The following is a 22,560-nucleotide window of genomic DNA, read 5'->3' as shown; positions in this document are numbered from 1 at the left end:
ATTATGAAGAAATCATCATTATTACTAACATTGGCATTAACAGTATCGGTTGGGCTTTTATCTGCTTGTAGTTCAGATACAGCGAGCAAAAAGACAGATGAAAAAGTAGTGAAAGTTGGGACGTCTGCAGGTCGTAGTCCATTTGTTTTTAAAGAGGGCGAGAAAGTAAAAGGATTTGATGCTGAAATTATTGAAGCGGCTGCTAAAAAGGCTGGATATAAAGTTGAATGGAACGTTTCTGATTTTGAAGGATTGTTTGGTTTATTAGACACAGGTCGTATTGATACGATTGCAAATGAATTATCGGTTTCTCCGGAAAGAAAAAAGAAATATGACTTTTCAATTCCATATGTATATTCAGGATCTGTTTTCGCAGTGAAGAAAGATAATAATACGATTAAATCATTAGAAGATCTAAAAGGAAAGACTGTAGGGGTTGGGCTTGGTACAGCCGGGGAACAAGAATTAAAAGCTTTAAATAAAAATAATGCTTTTACAATTAAAACGTTCTCAGAGGATCCAACAGCGGAATTGAATGAAGTAGGACTTGGTCGTGTAGATGCTTACTATAATGATAAAGTGCAAGTAGAGACAACAATTAAAAAAGCGGACTTAGATAATGTGAAAGTAGGATTTGGTCCACTTAAATGGGGAGAGATTGCATTCCCATTTGCAAAAAAGAGCGAAAAGTTAGAAGATATAAATAAAGCGTTAAAAGAATTAGAACAAGATGGGACATTAAGCGAAATATCAAAAAAATGGCTGAAAGTTGATGCTACGAAAAAACAAAATTAAGGTATGTTCGTTGAATGTGGCTATTGTCCATCAACTTATATAAAAATAAAAGAAAACCGGAGAGGAAGTTATTCATGGTACAAATTCATCCGAAAACACGTATTGGTCATGTTGAATTTAAAGTGCAAGATTTAGAGCGCCAAATTGCTTTTTATGAGAATGTAGTAGGCTTAGAAGTAATTCAGAGTGAGGAGAATAAAGCATATTTATCAGGAAAAGGTGGAAAGAACACGTTACTTGTTCTTGAAAAATTAGAGGACGGGGTACTGCAAGAACCGCGTACGACTGGTATATATCATGTAGCCTTTTTAGTTCCAACTCGTGAGGCTTTTGCTTCGGCATTATTTGGTGTGATTCGTAATAAGAATGTAATTGATAGTCCGGCTGAGCAAGAAGGACGTTATACATATTCAAATGAAATTTTACCGATCTCAAGGTTTAATAGTGCAAGTGATCATACGTATAGCGAAGCGTTTTATTTACAAGATTTAGAGGGGAATGGTATAGAAATTTATGCAGACCGCCCGCGTGATCAATGGGGAGAAGGACCAGGAGGAAGTACGCCGCTAGATTTAAAAGAACTGGCAACGCTCGTTGATTATGAGGTTGATGGATTGCCTGCTAATACTGTCGTTGGGCACGTACATTTACGAATAGCGGATGTAGAGAAGTCACACGAGTTTTATGTAGAGACAGTAGGATTTGAAGTGCAACAGCGTGAAGATGACTGCTTATTCATTTCTGCAGGAGGATATCATCACCATATAGGTGCAAATACGTGGAACGGAGTAAATAATCCACATCCACCAGCGTATGCAACTGGACTTAGGGTATATACAATTGTATTACCGCATAAAGAAGCGTTAGATGAAGTGAAAGAAAGATTAATAGAAAAACAACATGAAATAAATGAAATTTCAAATGGATTTACTGTAGTAGACCCAAGTGGTATTACAGTAAAGTTTGAAATAGAAACAGCATAAAAGAAGCCGGAAAGTGTATAATTACTTTCCGGCTTCTTTTTGATGACTTCTTCATAGCTCAATCCAAAACCTTCTTACTACATTCCCATCTTCCTCAGTAAAATCATCATCGCGAAGCCCACCGTTATGTAAAATTGTTTTTTCAGAAGCTGTATTCACTTCGTCACAAACGACAAGTACTTTCTTGATGTTTAATTCCTTCGTTTTTTCTAGCGATAATTCTAATAACTTCGTAGCATAACCTTTTCTTCTTTCAGAAGGACGAATACCATAACCGATATGACCTCCAGCGTTAAATAAATGCTCGGTTAAACTATGACGTATATTAACAGCTCCTACAATTTTATTTTCATCTGTAACGAGCCAATACGTAGAGTCTGGGACCCAGGATTCAGGGAGGTTTATTCCGTTATGCGCATCGTGAAGTTCTTGAATCATTGCCGTGAAATTAGAGGGGTCTTTTGAGATAATCCATGGAATCATTGTTTCACCGCTATCTTTCCATTCTTTATAAAAATCTAAGTATTCTTCTTGTAAATCGGTAGTAGGTGTAAGTAAAGAGACGTTCATTGTTAGTAAGCTCCTTTATTTATGTAGTATTTATAAAAAATTACGATACAAAATGAAAGCGTTTTCTTAACTTTCTCAACCTCATTTCATGTAATCCACCTTTGTTTTTAAAGAAAATTAGTGGAGTTTTAAAATTATAAGTTATTTGTTTTATGTTAATATTTAAAATATTAACATAAAACAGTCAGAGTATTAAGTGTGTTTTAGTGAAATTCCTTCATATCGATAAATGGATGTGTGTGATAATTTTTGTTTTATCTATCTATAATGAATGAAAGGGGGAAGGGCTCGTGAGTGTAAATTTTGATTTGATTATACGAATCGGTGTTGCGGGTTTGTTAGGAGCAATAATTGGTATTGAAAGGGAAATTCGATCAAAAGAGGCGGGATTAAAAACACATTTCCTAGTAGCGGTAGGAAGTGCTTTAATAATGGTCGTTTCAAAATATGCCTTTTCAGATATTATGAATGAAGAACATATGGCACTTGATCCAAGCCGTATTGCAGCGCAAGTTGTTAGTGGAGTAGGTTTTTTAGGTGCGGGTACAATTATTATTCAAAAGCAGGCGGTGAAAGGATTAACGACAGCAGCTGGTTTATGGGCCACAGCAGGAATTGGATTAGCAATTGGTGCTGGTATGTATGTAGTAGGAATTGGAGCGACGATTCTCGTTTTAATTGGTTTAGAGATTGTAAGTCGTATTTTTAAAGTGCAATTTTTATTTCCACAAAATATAACGGTGCAAATGTGTATAAATAAACATGAGGCGGTACAGAAAATATTAGAAATGCTTCAAGTGAAAGGCATTCCAATACTGTCATATGAAGTGGAAACTTCACAGCAAGGCGCAGAAATAGTTTATAAGGTAGGGATGCGGCTGAAAAATATATCGTCAGAAGAAAAGAATGAATTTATTCAGCATATGCAAACATTACCGGAAGTTACGTTTATAAAGTTAAAATCATAACGTTGAAAACGAGGATAGATGTAGCAGGAATTTCGCTATTATCTATCTTTTTTTGATATAAAATTCAAATAAAGTCAAGTGTTAATTTTGCTAGGCATGGATACATGTGTGAACGTTCCCTTATTTTTTCTCAATACAGAATAAAAAGTAAGAATAGTAAAATAATGGTGCGGGACACTAAAAAATGTAAGGTAGGGGAGAGCATGAAAGGCTATTCAAAAAAAGTGTTAGTAGGGGTAAGTTTTGCTAGTTTAATGTTAGGGAGTTTTCAAGGGAGCACATTGGCAGAAAGTAAAAAGGGAGAGCAAGTTTCTTATCGGAATGTGCTCAAAATGGAGCCAGTTGGTGTACAACTGCCAGTGCAAGAATTAGCTCATTCATCAAAAGTGCTTGAAAATAAGTCTTTTGAGAAAAGGCTACAATTTGCTGATTTGTCGCAAAGACCACCTGAAGTAAAAAAAGAAAGTAAGCAATTAGCTGCAGCGAAAACTTATACAATTGCTGAACTAAATCAATTAAGCAATCAGCAGTTAGTAGATTTACTCGTAACAATTGATTGGGAGCAAATTACGGGTCTATTTCAATTTAATAAGGATAGCCTTGCATTCTATCAAAATGATAGTAGGATGCAGGCAATTATTGATAAATTGAAGCAGCAAGGGCAAGTTTATACGAAAGATGATTCCAAAGGGATTGAGACTTTAGTAGAGGTATTACGTTCAGGGTTTTATTTAGGATTTTATCATACAGAATTAAGTAAACTAAATGAGCGGAGCTATCATGATAAATGCTTACCTGCATTAAAAGCGATTGCGAATAACCCGAATTTCAAAATCGGTACGTTAGAACAAAATAGAGTTGTATCATCATACGGAAAATTAATAGGAAATGCTTCGAGTGATGTGGAAACGATAACATCAGCCGCAAAGATTTTCAAACAATATAACGATAATTTTTCTATATTGGTAGATAATCTTTCAGCTGGAAATGCGATTTACGATATTATGCAAGGTGTTGATTACGACATTCAATCGTATTTGTACGATACGAGAAAAGCACCGAAAGATACAGTATGGTACCAAAAAATTGATAGCTATATTAATGAATTAAGTTGTTTTGCTTTAATTGGAACGGTGACAGAGAAGAATGGTTGGTTAATTAATAATGGTATTTATTATACAGGCAGACTTGGTACGTTCCATAGTACAGGAACGAAAGGATTGCAAGTTGTAACAGACGCGATGAAAATGTATCCGTATTTAGGAGAGCAATATTTCGTAGCGGCTGAGCAAATTACGACGAATTATGGCGGGAAAGATGCAAATGGAAATGGTGTTAATTTAGATCAAATACGAGAAGACGGGAAGAAAAAGTATTTGCCGAAAACGTATACGTTTGATGATGGGGCAATTGTTTTAAAGGCCGGAGATAAAGTGACAGAAGAAAAAGTAAAACGTCTATATTGGGCGGCAAAAGAAGTAAAGGCACAATTCCATCGTACAGTTGAAAGTGATCAACCTTTAGAAAAAGGGAATGCTGATGATGTATTAACGATGGTTATTTATAATAGTCCAGCTGAATATCAATTTAATCGTCAATTGTACGGATATGAAACGAATAACGGTGGCCTTTATATAGAAGGGACAGGTACGTTCTTTACTTATGAACGTACGCCAGAAGAAAGTATTTATAGTTTAGAAGAATTGTTCCGACATGAGTTTACTCATTACTTACAAGGTAGATATGAAGTACCAGGGCTTTGGGGACAAGGTAAGATGTATGAGAATGAGAGATTATCTTGGTTTGAAGAAGGGAATGCGGAGTTTTTTGCAGGGGCAACGAGAACAGATAATGTTGTACCGAGAAAGAGCATTATAGGAGGAATATCTTCAAATCCAGCAGAACGTTATACGGCAGAGCGAACGTTAAATGCAAAGTATGGAACGTGGGATTTCTATAATTATTCCTTCGCTTTACAATCGTATATGTACAATAAGAGATATGATATGTTTGATAAAGTTCATGATCTTATTAGAAAAAATGATGTAACAGCATATGATGCATACCGTTCTGCTTTAAGTAAAGATGCGAATTTAAATAAAGAGTATCAAGATTATATGCAAATGTTAGTCGATAACCGTGAGAAATTTAATGTTCCATTAGTATCAGATGATTATTTAGCAACTCACGCACCAAAACCAGTTTCAGATATTGCGGCAGAAATTACAGCAGAAGCAAAATTAAGCAATGTATCAGTTAAGAAAAATAAATCACAGTTCTTTAATACATTTACACTGCAAGGAACGTATACAGGTACTACTGCAAAAGGGGAATATGAAGATTGGAAAACAATTACACAAAACGTAAATGATACGTTAAAACGTTTAAGTGCAAAAGAATGGACAGGCTATAAAACAGTAACAGCTTACTTTGTTAATTATCGTGTGAATGCATCAGGGCAATTTGAATATGATATTGTGTTCCATGGTATGAATACAGAAGAAGGTGCTGTGAATAAAGCACCAGTGGCGGTTATAAATGGTCCATATAGCGGAAATGTAAATGCAGCAATATCGTTTAAAAGCGATGGATCAAAAGATGAAGATGGAAAAATTGTTGCTTATAAATGGGAGTTTGGTGATGGTACTGTAAGCAATGAACAAAATCCAACTCACGTGTATACAAAAGAAGGGACGTACACGGCAAAATTAACAGTAACAGACGACAAAGGGTTAACGAATACTGTTACAACGAATGTAACGGTTCAAAAGAAAGAAGATAACAGTGTAGAAAAAGAGCCAAATAATTCATTCCAGACAGCAAATAAACTGCAATTAAATCAAGTTTTACGTGCTAGTTTAGGAAATGGTGATACGAGTGATTACTTTGAAATAAATGTGGAAACTGCGAAAAACCTACAAATTAATGTAACGAAGGAAAATAATATCGGAGTAAACTGGGTTCTTTATTCAGAAGCGGATTTAAATAATTATGTTACGTATGCCCAGCAAGAAGGAAATAAATTAGTAGGAAGTTACTACACATATCCAGGAAAATATTATTTACATGTGTATCAGTATGGCGGAGGAACAGGGAATTATACGGTAGAAGTGAAATAGCAAAAGAGAAATTGTCTTTCAATGAATGGAAATCAATTTAAGTCTATATCAAGTAATACAGGTTACAATATCAGTTATGAAAATAAAAATTGGTATCTTTATGAATGTTAAAAATTTAATATTTAAAATAAAAAAATAACTATAGGTAATGTATCTAATAATATTAAGAGATCAAGTATCAAGAGACCTTATCTTGAAGTTAAGTAGACCTAATCAGTAAATGAGATACAATCGATGAATTATGATTTCATAGAGATGTGAGCAAAGTAATAAAATTTAAGTATGTTTGATTTAATTAAAGGACTAGAGTTTATCCGTAAAAACAGATATACTCTGGTCCTTATTACGTTTAATTTATTCACGAGATCAAGATGATTAATGAGTTAAGTAGCGGCATTTTTGAAATTCATTTAATAAGTTAAATATAAAAAAATTATTATTCAAATAATTCCGTCATATTAGCAGGGGATACTAATGGAAAATCGTGTACCTTGGCCTAATTTACTCTCTATTTCTATATCACCGTTTAATTCTTTAATAATACTATAAGCAATCATAGTACCAAGCCCAGTTCCTTTTTCTGTTGTTGAATAGAATGGTAAAGCAATCCGCTTTATTTGTTGAGAGGACATTCCAACCCCTGAATCAATAATATCGATTATAATATTACCTTTAATTTTCTGTATATTTATTTGTAATACTCCACCATTTATCATGGCCTCAATTCCGTTTTGTATGATGTTGTTTAGACAGATCCTGAATTTTTCGGGGTCTCCATTTATATAAAAGGAATTTGTACTATTTTGTATTATTTCAACTTTGTATGATAGAGCGAGTGGTGAAATAGTGTCTTTCACTTGATTTAAAATATGATTAATATCTATTTTCTCTTTTAGGGTGTTCTGTGGTTTTGTTAAAGATAAATAGTTATTAATAGTAGATTGTATATGTTGCATTTCAATTAACATGATTTCTAAGTACTGATCCTGAGGTAGCTTAGAGGCATGTTTTTCATTTAACAATTGAGTGAATCCATGTACTGTGGTTAGTGGATTGTGGATTTCATGTGCAATGGACGCGGCTAGTTCTCTAGCTATATAAAATTTTTCAGCCCGTTGCAGCTTTTCTTTCATTTTATATTTCTCAATCATTCCCTCTATTAAATAAACTGATAATAATACTGTGAAAATATTAATGATTATATAATTTAATAAAAATTCTATGAGAGTAGAGTCTATTTTACCACCTGTATTTATTTGAGTTACAAAACCGCAGATAGAAAGTGAAGTTGTACATACTAAAATAAGAAGCAAGCTTAATAATAACTTTTTTTCTTTAACATACATAGGTAATACGTAACGAAAGAACATTGTTATAACAGAAATAATAGTAAAGATAATAAATGATGGAAGAACGCCATTTCCGCCTAAGTAAAATCGATAAGAAAGATATAAAATTCCTATAAAAACAATGTTTTTTGTATTTCCGTATAGAAAAACTAATATGATAGGAATAAAACGTAAATCGTAAATAAATCCAGCATGTAAATGAAAAGGAAAAGTCATGCAAAAAATAATAGCAACGGAGGAAAGGATAGAAATCAATATATTATTACATGTTATTTTTTCTTTAAATTCTAGCCAAAATACGTGGTAGCTAAGGATACAAATTATTATTATAAAGGTATTTAATAAAAGAGTAGATATTCCCATAGTTTTGCATCTCCGATAGTTTGTATATTGGATTATGTATGAGCTAAACTTAGATGTTTAGTATTAGTAGACTTTCTAACTAAAAAAAGGAAGCGCACTTGAAAAAGTACTATTATATTACTCGTATTAGAATTGATAAGGAAGTTAGAGAAAATAATAGATAAAAAAATCTACTTAGATATTTATACATATGAAACTAGAAATTGATTTTTGTATAGGTGAAATTTGAATTGAGTTACTGATAAAATAATGATTTTTTAAGTGTGAATATTCTGTGAAGATAATATATGTGGTGACTTTTGTTTTATAGCCTTCGTTATATTAACATGGAATATATCAAATTACAAAGTGAAAATTTCAAAATTTTTTATTAGTATATCTTATCTGAAATGGGAACGCTATTTATTGGAGTGTCTGGGTACTTAATTGTATGAATTCTTGTTAGAAAAAGATTTTGAAATTTACATGTTCTTTTTTATGAAGCATAATACTGTAGCCTTATCTATATCAGATTCTCACTAACTGTTAAGGTGTAAAGTTAAAATATATAGGTTTAAAGATATGAATTATTACATAAAAACGCACTTGAAAAAGAAGGTATGATGGTAATAGATTACAAACATCAAGGGGGAACTTAAAATGAAGTTAAATAAACTAGTGCTTAGTTGTGGAGTAATTTCAGCATTAACACTTGGTGTGTTAGGAAATAATACTTATGCTGAAGAAATACACAAAACGAATGATACAATTCATATAGTCGAACATGTTCCTGTAGACTTATTATTAACTCAAACAATGGATTATAGTGGAGAGGCTGTAACTTCTTTTGTATATAATGGGAGTGAAAATTTAAGCTTCTTTATGAAAAATAATGGTCAAAATACAATGGGGTATAGTGTGAAAGGTCCAAATATGGAGCTAATTGTTGGTGGTTATATAAAACCTGGAGAACAAAAAATTAATGTTACAAATGTACGGAATGCTTTATCTCCATTACCAATTGGAACGTATAAAATTTACGTTTCAAATGATGATGGTTCTAAGGGACAATTCCAAGTTGCAGTAAGATCTATAAATTAAATTTAAAAAGCCTTGTTTATAAGTTAATTTAGTTTTTACTTACTAGAAAGTAACTATATTAAATCGAGAATTACACATAAAAATAAAAACGAGCACCTTATGTAATTACGAGAGGGTGCTCGCTTTTTACTATTAAACAGAAGAGAATTGTTTTCAACAATTTATAAATACATTTTGATATTTTTATAGCTAATTTACTAGTTTGTGTAAAAAAAGAGGATGTCGGTTGTAAATAATCTTAAAATAAAGATAACTCAATATTCAGCTGAATTACATAGGAAGCTAGAAAAAAACCTTTATATAAGTGGTTTTTTCTAGTTTTAGGCTATACATTTAAAATTAGGCTAAGTTAAAGTAATGGGCATTTTATTTATTTAGATTATTTTGGTTCTGGATAATGATTGTAGTACGAAATTCTAATAAATTCTTGGTATACATTTGTTAATTTAGCATCTCTAAGGGCATCATTGAATTTTTGCATACGGACACTACCTTGAGCGTAGCCTCCACCAGGAACATAAGGATTTCTAGCTTCAAAGTCATCCATAAAGGCTTTGAATTTTTTATAGTCCTGAGATTGATAAAAAGCAGCTGCTTCTTCGGGAGTGACATCAAAGTAAGAAGCTGATGTTGAGTTATAAGAAGCTGCTTGAGCAGTAGGTGTTTCTAGCATAGTTGCAGCCCCACCCAACATAGTAAGCGCCATAGAAGATACAATGATTTTTTTTAACATAATAAAACCTCCACGTGGAATATTTGGATTAATAGTAATCCTGTAATCATTATAGTTACAATGAAAATGATTATCAAATGCAATGTTGCATAACTTATTATCTGAACGAGAAGTCTCCTTTATCTCTACATGGAGAAGTTTAGTAGGGGATTAATAGATTAAAAGGGGGTTATATATCATTGAGGTTAAAAAGAAAATGAAATAAAAAGGATATTTTAATTGAGGAAAGTTAAAAGGATCTGTTATTAAAGACAGTGATCTTTTAAAAAGGAATGACAGTTACCAGCTAGAGATACCATTATAGGGGATTTAGCTACGTTTATTGGTGTTGAGAAATACATAATATATGCTGTATAAGATAAAATGAAGAAACATTTCTTTTGGACTTTACAATATGTGTAAGGAAAATCGGGATTTTAATTTGTACTTAAACAAAGGAGAAAAGTATTACTTTTTATGTAACAAAGAATGTTAAGTCTCATTCAAAGTCATATAATAGACTATAAAATAATCCTTTTAAAACAAAATATAGTTTGGCTAAAAATTAGAGGGCATCAATTCATTGTAACAGTAAAAGCTGTTTATTGGACTGGTGTCTTTTTTTGTTTAAGAACGAGAATACATTTTCTCAACAGGACAAATGGTAAATATCTATAAGTACTACTTATAAGGATAATTGGAAAATAGAAATTAATAATAAAGGGGAATGCGAAATGACAACATTAATATCTAATAGAGATCTAGCTAAAATCCGAGAGGAAGATGTAGATGTATTAAAGGTAATGGCACATCCCGTTCGATTAAAAATTGTAAATGAATTAATGCACCATAAACTGTGTAATGTTACACAGTTGACAGAAATATTAGGACTCCCACAATCCACTGTTTCACAGCATCTATCAAAATTAAGGGGAACTGTACTCCGTGTAGAAAGACGGGGATTAGAGATGCATTATTATATTGATAATGTTAAGGCTCGCCAGATTGTAGGAATTCTAGGTTTGTAGCTTCATAATTTAAAAAAAGAGCACTTTTCAAAAGTGCTCTTTTTAAGATGGGCATTAGGAATTGAAAGAGGCATCAATGATAATTTAGAAGGAGTGTGCTTTAAATCAATCTTTTCTTAAAATAAAAGATAATTATTTACATTGTTTAATAATTACTTGATATATTATTAATTTGGTTACCTTACAAAAATGTAAGATTGTTTTAATTGACACTCATATATATAAGTAACTATACTAGTTACACAACGTTGGTGAATATATGTAATAGTCTCAATCTATAAGTGTATGTCGAAGGGTTCTTTTCGGAATGATAATTCTATACTAGATTCTTTATCTTATAATAGTGATGACGCCAACTTAATCTATACTTTATTCGAATTCATATTATTTAAAGATTAACTATATTTTACATAATTTACCGACTTGTAATAATTTTTTAGAGGTGCTAAATTTTGAAGAACAAATTAATTGCTACAGGAATTCTTGCTGGAAGTTTACTATCTTATTCTACTAGTATTTTTGCAGATACTCACAAATTTCCAGATGTTCCTGCATGGGCTGACAAATCCGTTAATTATTTAGTTGATAAACAAGTATTGAGTGGTTATCCAGATGGAACCTTTGGTTCAAGTGATACACTAGATAGAGCTTCTGCAGCAACCATTATGACAAGGGCTCTTGGTATACACATTGATTTAAATGCAAAACCATCTTTTAAAGATTCACAAAACCACTGGGGAACCCCCTATATCGCCGCAGCTGAAAAGGCAGGAATAATTAAAGGTGAAGGAAATGGAATATTTAATCCTTCTGGAAAAGTTACTCGTGCTGCTATGGCTACTATGCTAGTGAATGCATATAAACTACAAAATAAAAACACTAGCAATGGACAAAGTAAATTTGAAGATTTAAAGGGACATTGGGGTGAAAAGTTCGCAAATACTTTAATTGATTTAAAAATTTCAGTTGGTACAGATAATGGTTGGCAACCAAATAGGTTCATAACACGCGCTGAAGCTGCACAACTAACCGCAAAAACAGATATGCTTCAATATAGTCAAAGTAATCCTTTAGAAAATAAGACAATAATTATTGATCCCGGACATGGTGGCGCAGATCCTGGAAAAGACACAAAGGGATTACCTGAAAGTAAGATTGTACTTGACACTTCTTTACGTCTACAACAATTGCTTGAAAAACATACACCATTTACAGTTTTACTAACTCGTGAATCTGATACTAGACCTGGACATGATCAAAAAAGCTCTTTACAGGAACGTGTTAAATTTGCTAAACAAAATCAGGGGGATATCTTTATAAGTGTTCATGCAAATGCTTATAATGGTAATGCAAAAGGAACAGAAACATACTACTATAAATCTTCTAAATCTGAAAAAACAAATCCTCATGTGGAAGAAAGTCGTGTTTTAGCTGAAAAAATTCAAACTCGATTAGTAGACGCTCTTCAAACACGTGATAGAGGCGTTAAACATGGAGATCTTCATGTTATAAGAGAAAATGAAATGCCAGCTGTGTTAACGGAACTTGCTTTTATAGATAATGGTATTGATTACAGTAAGTTATCTACAGAAAACGGAAGGCAGGTTGCAGCAGAAGCCATTTATGAGGGGATTTTAGATTATTATGAATGGAAAGGGAATAATGTATCTGAATATAGGTTGCAATAAGTAAATGAAAATATAGTAATTCTCGAAATAAAGAATTCTATAATTTTTTTGCACTTTTTTAAACAACAATTTTAAATGTGTATTTAAAATTGTTGTTTAAATCGTTAATATGTGTTTTAATAATATTGATAATAGTTATCAGTAAAAAAAGAGATGGAAATTAGAAAAACAAGTGTTGATAGTTATTGTTATAAAGATTAATAAATTTCTATATTGTAAAGTTATGAACCTATCTCTAGTATTGAGAGCTAAAAATAATATGTTTATACCTTTTAAATGTTTAAGAAGGAGTGGATGTCTGTATGAAAAAAGCAAAAGGAATAGCTAAAAGTGTTGCGGTAGCGTCCGTTATTATGTCTGGATCACTTGGTGTACAAGCAACATCTGCATTTGCAGATTCTAAAGGAACTGTAGAAAATCTTCAAAATGGTGGAAAAGTCTATAATAGTTTTAAAACTACTTATGACATGAAGCAGAATATCAAAAATTCAATAAAGGTTTCTTTTATTGAGGATCCTTATGCAGATAAAAAAATCGCAATTGTTACAACAGATGGTAGTAATATAGATGCTAAATATACAATTAATGGCGGATTCTATAACGCAGGTTTAAAATGGCCATCAGCATATCATACTGAAGCAGAAATAACAAGTGGTGATAGCGCTCAATTTCATAAAGCTGCCCCAGTTAATACAATGACTTCAGCAAAGGTTACTTCTGAAGTAGGGTATACACTTGGTGGAAGTGTTAAAGTTGGGGTAAATGATAAAGGGCCAAATGCCGATGCAAGTATTACAGGTAGCTTCGCTTGGAAAGAAAGTGTATCTTATGATCAAGTAGACTATAAAACGGTATTAGAGACTCACACAGATAAAAAATTAAATTGGAAAGTAGGATTCCAATCGTTTAATTTCCCAGAGTGGGGAATTTATAATCGTGATACATTCAATACTTTCTATGGTAATCAACTATTTATGAAATCACGTAGTTATAATGAGGGAACGAATAATTTTGTTTCAAAAGATACAGTACCAGCTTTAACAGGATACGGTTTTTCTCCTAATGTAGTAGCAGTTATTACTGCTGATAAAACAGAATCTACATCTGATTTAAAAATAACAAATCGTAGAATTTCAGATCAGTACAATATCGAATGGGTAAGTTCAAAATGGTGGGGAACAAATAATAAAGATACATATAATGAGTTCTTTACAAACAACTATAAATTAGACTGGAAAAACCATCAAGTCACTCTTGATAACCATAAAGCCCTTGAAGAACAAATGAGTAGTATCAACAATGTGAATAACCAACTTAACAAAGGAAAAGGGAAATTATCTTTTTCCATGAATGGAAATCAACTCAAAGCGACATCTAGCAATGCTGGTTATGGTATCAGTTACGAAGATGAAAATTGGGTTATCTTTGTAAATGGTGAAAAGGTCTACACGTTTAATGAAAAAACAACTGTAGGTAATATCTCAAATGACATTAACAAATTAAACATCAAAGGACCTTATATTGAGATTAAACAAATCTAATCAGTAAATGAGGTACAATTGATGGAGAATTATTTCATCAAGATATGAGTATAAAGGTTTTTTGAAATTTGTGTAATGTAATGAAAGGACCAGAGTTTATCTGTAAAAACAGATAAACTCTGGTCCTTATTATTTTTTTTCATTCTTATACTCAATTAGAAATGAGCGTGAAGTATTTGAAAGCTATTCATGCTAAACAGGGGGATATTGTTTTAGGTGTGGTGTTTATTTTTATTTCATTTTTAAATGAATGCTTTGTATGATGACATAGGGTAGGAGAGATTCAGGAGATGTTTCTTTTTGAGGCGTACGTTGTGTGGCAAATAGTTTAAAGTAATCAAGACTTCATCGGTTGTTAAGTTACTACTTTAAATATATAATTAAATTTCATTAAAAAGATACTCTATTCAAAGTCCTTATTGGATTTTTGAAGTGAAATATATATTATTTGAGGTGTGTGAAATGGGGAAATCTCGAGAGCAGACGATGGGAAATATTTTGAAGGCTGCTAAGAAAAAATTTGGAGAACGTGGCTACGAAGGTACGAGCATACAAGAAATTGCAAAAGAAGCGAAAGTAAATGTCGCTATGGCTTCATACTATTTTAATGGGAAAGAAAACCTGTATTATGAGGTATTTAAGAAATATGGCCTTGCTAATGAGTTACCTAATTTTCTTGAGAAGAATCAATTTAATCCTATTAATGCTCTAAGAGAATATTTAACAGTCTTTACTACACATATAAAAGAAAATCCTGAAATTGGCACATTGGCATATGAGGAGATTATAAAGGAAAGTGCAAGATTAGAAAAGATTAAACCGTATTTTATAGGTAGTTTTGAACAGTTAAAAGAAATATTGCAGGAAGGGGAAAAAAAAGGAGTATTTCATTTCTTTTCTATAAATCATACGATACATTGGATCACTTCTATTGTTTTATTTCCAAAGTTTAAAAAGTTCATTGATTCTTTAGGACCAAATGAAACGAATGATACAAATTATGAATGGATGCCAGAAGATTTGGTGAGCAGGATTATTTCTGCTTTAACAGATAAGCCTAATATATGAATTGCTCAGTGTTTATGAATCCTAATTTTCCTATTAAAAAGCCTAATTTCTCTATGTATTGTAGAGAAATTAGGCTTTTTTCGACATTTCATTCAAATACTTTATAAACTAATGGCTTGATTTATTAATGATTCGAGTGAAGTTACATAGATATAGTTTTAGTTGCAACTGTTTGTTGAAATGCCTTATCATGCTCAACAATAACCATTGTAGGATTAAATTGTTGAATCAGCTCTTCAATTTGCATACGTGAGTAAATATCTATAAAGTTTAACGGTTCGTCCCAAATATATAAATGAGCTTTTTCACATAAACTTTTAGCGATAAGCAGTTTTTTCTTTTGTCCACCAGAATAATGAGATATATCTTTTTCAAATTGAATTCGGTCAAAGTCCATCTTTCGTAAGATGGATTTAAATAACGTCTCATCAATTTTTTGCTCTTCAATATAGTCTGATAGTGATCCCTTCAAATGAGAGGTATCTTGTTGGACATAGGAAATGGTGAGTCCTGTACCTAAAGTAACTAAGCCTGTATACTGTATCGATTGCCCTAGAATTAGTTTTAGGATACTACTTTTCCCGCTCCCATTCTTGCCATCAAGTACAATTCGGTCACCTTGTTCAACTATGAAGCTAATCGGCTCATTCACAACTTGGTCATCGTACTTAACAGACACGTCAGCCAAAATAACCAATTCATTTGACTTAAACTTCAATGCTTCTAATTTTAATGACTCAGTTTTCTCTACATTTTTTAGCAATTTTGACTTTTCTTCAATAGCTTTTTGTTGCCTTGATTCGAGGTTTTTTGCTTTTTTCATCATTTTGGCTGCTTTATGTCCTACAAATCCCTTATCCAACTTAGAACCTGAATTCCTTGTTCCATTTTTTGAAGCTTCTACATCATGAGACCAACTTGCTGAACGTTTGGAAGACTGTTTTAATCTTCCTATGTCTTTTTGTAGACGATCATTTGTAGCCTGTTCGTGCTCTTGCTGTCTATCAAAATTTAATTTCCAAGAAGAATAGTTTCCGCTTTGAACTTCAATATTTGCCCTATTTATAGATAAGATATGGTCAACGCATCCATCTAAAAAGATTCTGTCATGTGAAATTAAAATAAACCCTTTTTTCTTCTTTAGATAATCAGAGACTATTTTTCGTGCATCAGTGTCTAGGTGGTTTGTTGGTTCATCAATTAATAGAAATTGACCTTCATTTAAAAACAGTGCAGCAAGTAACACCTTTGTTTGTTCTCCATTTGATAAAGTTTTAAACGGTCTGTACATGACCTCGGCATCAACATTTAAATAGGATATTTCACGTAGAAATTCCCAATCTTCTGCTTGGGGGCAAATTTCTTCAAGGATTTCATGAGTAAATTTGTTCTTATCTGCAACAGGGTAGGGGAAGTAATTGAATTCTACCGAAGCAAGGATTTTTCCACTATACTCATAATTCCCTAATAATAAATTTAGGAATGTCGTTTTACCTCGTCCGTTTCTACCGATAAATCCTAGTTTCCAATCCGTATCTATTTGAAAGTTTACATCTTCAAAAATATTATCAAAGCTACCTGGGTATGAAAAAGTTAAGTCTTGAACTTTTATCATTGACATAATAATTCCTCCTTTATATATCGAAACGTTTCATATAAAGTCGGAACATCCATCCATTTTTTAATTGCTCTATATAAGTTTGATGGATATTAACGACTTATATAGAGCATTACATGTGTAACAATAGTGTCTGAATTAGCCATTTTTCTCGCTCCTTTATTTGTTAGGTAAATTTAGCGATTAATAAATTTCAACTTACATAAAAGGGAATAAAAAAATCCCCCAATTTTTAATCGGAAGGATTAGTCTGTCTCTTATACTTAATAAGTACTTATTAATCATTTGAATCATGACAAATAAAGTATGAAATGAATTATAAAAATGGATAGACTAACCCTATATTTTGTAGTTTGAAGTTATAAAATTCAAATTAAAATATAAATTAGCTAATCATTATTCATCCATCATTCCTTTCATATTTCTATTTTTAGGGTAACATTCTTTTTGTGGAGATGCAATATCATCTTCACTTAATGTTAGATCATTTATAATTGTTTGGCTAATTAGATTTAACAACACATCTTTTTTATAAACATCGTATTTTGTTCAAAATGTCGCGTCTTTTGTCCATTAAAAGGTGAGCTATTTGAAATTGACATCACCCCCCGTTGTAACTATAATGGTTACAGTAGGTTTGGTAATTTCATTCGAATTTCTAAGTTAATGATAGTATATTTGCCTTCTTTCTAAGTGTGACAATAAGAGACTAACTATGTTGCAATTGAAGCTTAGATTCTATCTCATATTCAAAGAATAGTTAATTTGTATCATTCAAATTAACGATGAGCGAATACTTAAAAAACACATTTTACATCTTATTCTTTTGGGAATCCTTAGTTGAAAAATGGAGAATATCTGCGGGAAGCAAATAAGACTGTAGTATGTAGAAAGAAAACTTTTAAAAAGGTAATAATAAGGAATGATAGGTAACACTTAGTTTAATGAATACGAGTTGTGCCGTATCAAGTCATTTTTAAAAAAGTCTAGAAAAAATCAAGAAGGTGATTCCATTGCGTAAACATTCACATGTGCAATTTTATGTATTGATATTGGCTTTAGTAGCTTATTTAAGCTTTTGCTTTATATTTTTATTTGTTTTTCCGAATGAGTATTTTGTATCAGATTTTAATATACGACTATCATCCTTAGTTGTTGAAATTACTGTATTCATCTCATTACTTTACTCGATAGCATCAAGAAAAATTAAACTAGGAGTCTTTTGGGTTTGTATTACTATTGCAATAGGGTGTTTCTTGATAGGGAATTTTATATCAGCTTTTCAAGTACTTAATGTAGAATTACCAATTCAAAATTTTAATATCTCTGATGTGTTTTTGTTGTTTTTCTTATTCTTCTTTCTCTTTGCGTTCTTTTATAAAATCATGATGGAATGTAACAAGTGGGAAAAAGCGTATTTAATTTGTGATTTATGTATTGTTGTTACTGCTATTTTTACCTTAGAGTGGTACCTATTTAATAAACCTTCTGCAAATATCTTATTCTTATCAATTGGAGATGTTTTTCTTTCATTTATTTTCCCAATTATAGATTTATTGCTTCTTTTACTAGGAGTTAGCCTGATCTTTCGACCAGCAATTTTTAATGCGAAAAGCAAATTATTTATTTTTATCTTAGTATTAACTGGATTGTCCATTACGGATTACTTATATTTCTATTTACAAGATGATTTATCACAACGTTCACTTATATTGTTAAGGTGTTTGTATAGAGTTTTTCTATTATGTATTGCCATTGCTGCGACTATCCCAAGGAGTGTATCTTCTAAAAGAAATTATTTTATTATTAATCCGACATTTGGAAAGAAACTTCTTGTCATATTCCCATATCTTGCAGTTGCAATATTAATTGGTTTTACTTTGAAAGAGCAAACTTCTTCATCTACACTGATTACGGGAAATTGTATTGCATTTGTATTTGTATTGATTCGTCATATAATTGTACGAATGCAAAACAAAGATTTAACCGAAACGTTAAAAGTGTTTAATAATCAATTAGAGCAAAAAGTATCTCAAAGAACGGAAGATTTAATAAAAAAATCTAATGATTTGGTGAAAAATCAAGAGAGGTTTAAGTCCTTATATGAGTATCATCCAGACCCTATATTAACTATTGATTCCAATGGTACCGTTTTAAATATAAACCAGTCTGGAAGTATATTATTAGGGAAGGACAGTGCTGCATTAATAGGAAAAGAGTGTTTCTCTATTTTTATAGATGAAGATAAACCTGAATTGGAAGCAGCTCTAAAGATGGGAAAACGATGTAGTTCGTCTTCGTTACAGTTACGTGTGAAAAATAATAATGAGAAGGATATACATTTTTGGTATGTCACTATTGTTCCTATTATGATAGAAGGACAAACTTTTGGGAGTTATGTAATGGTAAAAGACATAACGAGGATGAAGCAACAACAGGATGAGATAAACTATCTAGCATTTCATGATACGGTGACGGAGATTGGAAATCGAATATTCTTCCAACAAGAATTAGACAGATCCATTGAGCGTGTACAAATAACACAGGATAAGTTTGGACTCCTATATATTGATTTAAACCGCTTTAAGACCATTAATGATACACTAGGTCATGCAATTGGTGACAGGGTTTTAAAAGAAGTTGCCAAACGTTTTAGGACATGTCTGTCACCAACTATTCCTTTAGCAAGAATAGGGGGAGATGAGTTTGCAATCATTGTCCATAATAAAACAGAGCAACAGCTTTTAGATTTGTGCGAAATACTATTTCGTATAACTGAAGAACCATTTGTAATAAATCAACACAGCTTTTATTTATCTCTTAGTATAGGAATAGCGTTGTATCCATTTGGAGGAACCAATGCCACAACACTTTTACAACATGCTGATATCGCCATGTATAGCGCGAAGGAAAAAGGTAACAATGCTGTTTGTATGTACGATGAAACATTATCTCAAAAAATAACAAGACGCTTACAATTAGAACAGGATTTACCAAATGCAATAGAAAATAATGAATTGTTTTTATTGTATCAACCACAAGTTGATAGTAAGGCAGGAAAGGTTATTGGTGCAGAGGCTTTAATACGCTGGCAACATCCAGAGTTCGGGTTAATTTCACCTTTTGAGTTTATACCTATCGCGGAAGAAACGTCGCAGATTATTTCAATTGGGAAATGGACGTTACAGGAAGCGTGTCGGCAACTAAAAGAATGGCATTCTGCGGGCTATTCAAATTTAAAGATGGGGATAAACTTATCAGCTATAGAGTTTGAACAGAAAGATTTTGTTCAAACGATTATTTCTACCATAGAAGAAATAGGAGTACCAGCTAACTTAATTGATTTGGAATTAACAGAGCGAATTGCCATGGTAGATGAAAAAGAAACTTTATCGAAGTTAAAAGCATTAAAATCATATGGTGTACATTTATCAATTGATGATTTTGGTACAGGATATTCTTCATTAGCGTATCTACCTTTGTATCCAATCGATACTTTGAAAATTCCAAGAGAATTTGTGAATAGGATTGGAACTTCAAATGATGGAGATGAAATTATACAAACGATTATTTCGCTAGCCCATACTTTAAATATGAAAGTAATAGCAGAAGGGGTAGAAACGAAGGAACAATTAATAGTGTTACAAAGTAATTCATGTTATCTAATTCAAGGTTATTACTACAGTAAACCTATAAATGAAGATGAATTTATCAATTTTTTAAATACGCCACAAAATAAATAAGTGCCCAAAGATATATTATGAAGTAAAGTGAGAAGACGTTCTATCCATTTGGTATAGAACGTTTTTCTTATATTTATTTTCAAAAAATATGCAGTTAGGTTTCTGTTTTTGAGAGTAAATTTAGTATTCATATTCCCAGGAGTGGACTACCCGCCACTTAGCAAAGTCTGAAGTGGAAGCTTCTCAGTTCCGCGACGGAAAGTAAGCTTTCGATTCCCTGAGCGTTACTTCGGGGTGTGCCACTCCTTAGATGTCCTTCGCACGTTTGAGGAAGGAGAATTCATTCGGGGAATACGTTGAAACTTAGAAAATATATTGATTCTATTATCATAATTGTGTAATATATGGTTATATTGTTAGTTTATTTAATTCCGTTTATTCCCACATCTTCTTGTGTTGTGGTTGAGTTGTAGAAGCAAGTTATGTCTTGTTTCAATTGTGAAAGGGCTTCTTTGAGCCGATTAGTGTATATATAGCTTATTTTGCTATGCACATTATTAATCGACTTGAAGAAGCCTTTTTTGTATTGTTTTCAAGTTCGCAGGCTGGGTTATAAATCTTAACAAATTATAAGAAAGAGGAGATATGAGAATGAAAAAAGATAATATTTGGACAGTATTAAATGATGCAAAAGAGCAGGAAACAAGACAGTAATCCAAAGGGCCGGATGATAGATATGTTGGTATGAATGAGCTATCGGAAATTACAGATGAAAAACTGCCATTTTAATAACGTCGAGGTAGTTTATAGAGGAGAAAAGGAAGAACTAAGTGATGTATATATTTGGATCTTCTTTTTTTTATTGCAAAAAAGGACTTGGAGGCAATTATTATGCGTATAAGAAGTGATTTAGTGGTGATATTTTATTCACCTCACTAACAAAAGGGAAACATTGAATACGGATAAGCTTATGCTAGTACAAAAACAAGAGTTTACATTCTGGGATAATTTGATTCTTGAAGTAGATATTTCTCAAAAGAAAGGGAAACGAAAAAGCAAAGTAATGGGTAATTTGAATTCGATATATTTGCATAATCGAGAGGGGGAATATCATGTTTACAAAAATTTTTATCGGTCTATTTTGTTATATGTTTTTGGTAGTTTGTAATTCAAAGGAAAAATTTCTAATAGAAGCAGCCAAGAAAAAAGAAAGGGAAAATAAACCGGTGGAACGACCCATTTATTGGTGCCCAAGAGAAAATAGACCTGTCGGAAGGGAACAAGAACGTATTACTGCTCCAACAAAAGAAATCTACTTAGAAAAGGATGTAGAAAGTGTATATAATCTAGTTGCTACATCGGTTCATAAGAATCTGGATAAAGAAGAGGGTAACAAGTTAAAACATGAAGATATAGAAGAAGTGGTTTATGATATTCCATTTCCAGGTGATGAGGATATACCAGAGGGATTACTATAATATGAGTATTTTATCCAGAACTAGAACATGTTTCAATTCCATTAGATATAGAACACATAGAACGCATTTTTCCAGTTCAACAAGGAGTATTCAATGTAGAAGGTATAGTTTTTGTGAAGTAGACTGCAAACGTAATAGGACGAGAACAAGACTGACACGTGTCATGAAAATGTCTGATAACAAGCGCTATTGGATTCATACAGAGGGAGAAATATTACCAGAAAATCAACTGTTGTATATAGAATTATAAATTGATTCATCGTATCCCTATACATTAGTTAGATGGAGTAGTAGATAGCTAGGAAATATATGAATGTATCTCCTAGTTATTTTTTCTTAGATAGCATGAAAACAGCATTTTCTCACTCATTTGTACAAGGATGAAATTTTTTTATTTTTGTACAAATGAGTGGGATAGAATGATTCACCATATAAGAATATTCAACTATAATGAAAAATTGTACGTCATTGTAATATTAAAATGTTTTGAGATTCAGGTGATTAACAGTCTTAGAAC

At 32.0% G+C, this 22,560-nt stretch carries 14 protein-coding genes and 1 pseudogene; 11 read left to right on the top strand and 4 right to left on the bottom strand.

Annotated features, from left to right (window positions below; genetic code table 11):
- Positions 1-3 precede the first annotated feature (3 nt).
- Positions 4-795: an amino acid ABC transporter substrate-binding protein gene (locus MKO96_RS16030; RefSeq protein WP_240588061.1), complete on the top strand. Its 792-nt coding sequence runs from the start codon at positions 4-6 to the stop codon at positions 793-795.
- Between the two features lie 74 nt (positions 796-869).
- Positions 870-1,778 (top strand): VOC family protein, encoded by a 909-nt coding sequence (locus MKO96_RS16025; RefSeq protein ID WP_240588060.1) that lies wholly within the window; start codon positions 870-872, stop codon positions 1,776-1,778.
- A 51-nt stretch (positions 1,779-1,829) separates the two neighbouring features.
- On the opposite strand, the gene MKO96_RS16020 is transcribed toward MKO96_RS16025, so the two are convergent.
- Entirely contained in the window at positions 1,830-2,348 is a 519-nt protein-coding gene (locus tag MKO96_RS16020; protein ID WP_240588059.1) for a GNAT family N-acetyltransferase, read from the bottom strand.
- Positions 2,349-2,638: 290 nt separating this feature from the next.
- Between MKO96_RS16020 and MKO96_RS16015 the strand changes: the two genes are divergently transcribed.
- Complete coding sequence (locus MKO96_RS16015; protein WP_240588058.1) at positions 2,639-3,316, top strand: MgtC/SapB family protein; 678 nt, start codon at positions 2,639-2,641, stop codon at positions 3,314-3,316.
- Between the two features lie 203 nt (positions 3,317-3,519).
- Positions 3,520-6,435, top strand: coding sequence for a collagenase ColA (colA, locus tag MKO96_RS16010; protein WP_240588057.1), 2,916 nt, complete (start codon positions 3,520-3,522; stop codon positions 6,433-6,435).
- A 458-nt stretch (positions 6,436-6,893) separates the two neighbouring features.
- On the opposite strand, the gene MKO96_RS16005 is transcribed toward colA, so the two are convergent.
- Positions 6,894-8,147, bottom strand: coding sequence for an ATP-binding protein (locus tag MKO96_RS16005; RefSeq protein WP_240588056.1), 1,254 nt, complete (start codon positions 8,145-8,147; stop codon positions 6,894-6,896).
- Positions 8,148-8,786: 639 nt separating this feature from the next.
- On the opposite strand from MKO96_RS16005, the gene MKO96_RS16000 reads away from it, so the two are divergent.
- Positions 8,787-9,227: a hypothetical protein gene (locus MKO96_RS16000; RefSeq protein ID WP_087984033.1), complete on the top strand. Its 441-nt coding sequence runs from the start codon at positions 8,787-8,789 to the stop codon at positions 9,225-9,227.
- Between the two features lie 379 nt (positions 9,228-9,606).
- On the opposite strand, the gene MKO96_RS15995 is transcribed toward MKO96_RS16000, so the two are convergent.
- Entirely contained in the window at positions 9,607-9,960 is a 354-nt protein-coding gene (locus tag MKO96_RS15995) for a hypothetical protein (protein ID WP_240588055.1), read from the bottom strand.
- Between the two features lie 713 nt (positions 9,961-10,673).
- Here MKO96_RS15995 and MKO96_RS15990 point away from each other — a divergent pair.
- The 4 genes from MKO96_RS15990 to hlyIIR all read left to right on the top strand — a co-directional run bounded on the left by MKO96_RS15990 (position 10,674) and on the right by hlyIIR (position 15,264).
- Positions 10,674-10,967, top strand: a complete 294-nt coding sequence (locus MKO96_RS15990) for an ArsR/SmtB family transcription factor (RefSeq protein WP_087981433.1) — start codon at positions 10,674-10,676, stop codon at positions 10,965-10,967.
- 452 nt (positions 10,968-11,419) lie between these two features.
- Entirely contained in the window at positions 11,420-12,655 is a 1,236-nt protein-coding gene (locus MKO96_RS15985) for an N-acetylmuramoyl-L-alanine amidase (protein ID WP_087981432.1), read from the top strand.
- 302 nt (positions 12,656-12,957) lie between these two features.
- Positions 12,958-14,196, top strand: a complete 1,239-nt coding sequence (gene hlyII, locus MKO96_RS15980) for a hemolysin II HlyII (RefSeq protein ID WP_240588054.1) — start codon at positions 12,958-12,960, stop codon at positions 14,194-14,196.
- Positions 14,197-14,658: 462 nt separating this feature from the next.
- Positions 14,659-15,264, top strand: coding sequence for a hemolysin II regulator HlyIIR (hlyIIR, locus tag MKO96_RS15975; protein ID WP_240588053.1), 606 nt, complete (start codon positions 14,659-14,661; stop codon positions 15,262-15,264).
- 142 nt (positions 15,265-15,406) lie between these two features.
- Here the strand turns inward: hlyIIR and MKO96_RS15970 are convergent, their stop codons facing one another.
- Positions 15,407-16,885: an Lsa family ABC-F type ribosomal protection protein gene (locus MKO96_RS15970; RefSeq protein ID WP_237982000.1), complete on the bottom strand. Its 1,479-nt coding sequence runs from the start codon at positions 16,883-16,885 to the stop codon at positions 15,407-15,409.
- A gap of 1,010 nt (positions 16,886-17,895) precedes the next feature.
- Between MKO96_RS15970 and MKO96_RS15965 the strand changes: the two genes are divergently transcribed.
- On the top strand, positions 17,896-20,625 hold the full coding sequence (locus MKO96_RS15965; protein WP_240588052.1) for a sensor domain-containing protein: 2,730 nt from the start codon (positions 17,896-17,898) through the stop codon (positions 20,623-20,625).
- Between the two features lie 1,052 nt (positions 20,626-21,677).
- Positions 21,678-22,341 (top strand): annotated as a pseudogene (locus tag MKO96_RS15960) (transposase).
- Positions 22,342-22,560: the final 219 nt, after the last annotated feature.

The sequence above is a fragment of the Bacillus sp. ES1-5 genome (genome assembly GCF_022487605.1).
Taxonomy (GTDB): domain Bacteria; phylum Bacillota; class Bacilli; order Bacillales; family Bacillaceae_G; genus Bacillus_A; species Bacillus_A wiedmannii.
The sequence above is the reverse complement of the archived record's forward strand: the minus strand, read 5'-3'. Positions and strand labels throughout refer to the sequence as shown.

Coding starts and splice junctions, on each gene's coding strand:
- MKO96_RS16020 (WP_240588059.1), bottom strand. CDS start 2,348: ATGAACGTCTCTTTACTTACACCTACTACCGATTTACAAGAAGAATAC.
- hlyII (WP_240588054.1), top strand. CDS start 12,958: ATGAAAAAAGCAAAAGGAATAGCTAAAAGTGTTGCGGTAGCGTCCGTT.
- MKO96_RS16025 (WP_240588060.1), top strand. CDS start 870: ATGGTACAAATTCATCCGAAAACACGTATTGGTCATGTTGAATTTAAA.
- MKO96_RS16000 (WP_087984033.1), top strand. CDS start 8,787: ATGAAGTTAAATAAACTAGTGCTTAGTTGTGGAGTAATTTCAGCATTA.
- colA (WP_240588057.1), top strand. CDS start 3,520: ATGAAAGGCTATTCAAAAAAAGTGTTAGTAGGGGTAAGTTTTGCTAGT.
- MKO96_RS16005 (WP_240588056.1), bottom strand. CDS start 8,147: ATGGGAATATCTACTCTTTTATTAAATACCTTTATAATAATAATTTGT.
- hlyIIR (WP_240588053.1), top strand. CDS start 14,659: ATGGGGAAATCTCGAGAGCAGACGATGGGAAATATTTTGAAGGCTGCT.
- MKO96_RS15970 (WP_237982000.1), bottom strand. CDS start 16,885: ATGTCAATGATAAAAGTTCAAGACTTAACTTTTTCATACCCAGGTAGC.
- MKO96_RS15995 (WP_240588055.1), bottom strand. CDS start 9,960: ATGTTAAAAAAAATCATTGTATCTTCTATGGCGCTTACTATGTTGGGT.
- MKO96_RS15990 (WP_087981433.1), top strand. CDS start 10,674: ATGACAACATTAATATCTAATAGAGATCTAGCTAAAATCCGAGAGGAA.
- MKO96_RS16030 (WP_240588061.1), top strand. CDS start 4: ATGAAGAAATCATCATTATTACTAACATTGGCATTAACAGTATCGGTT.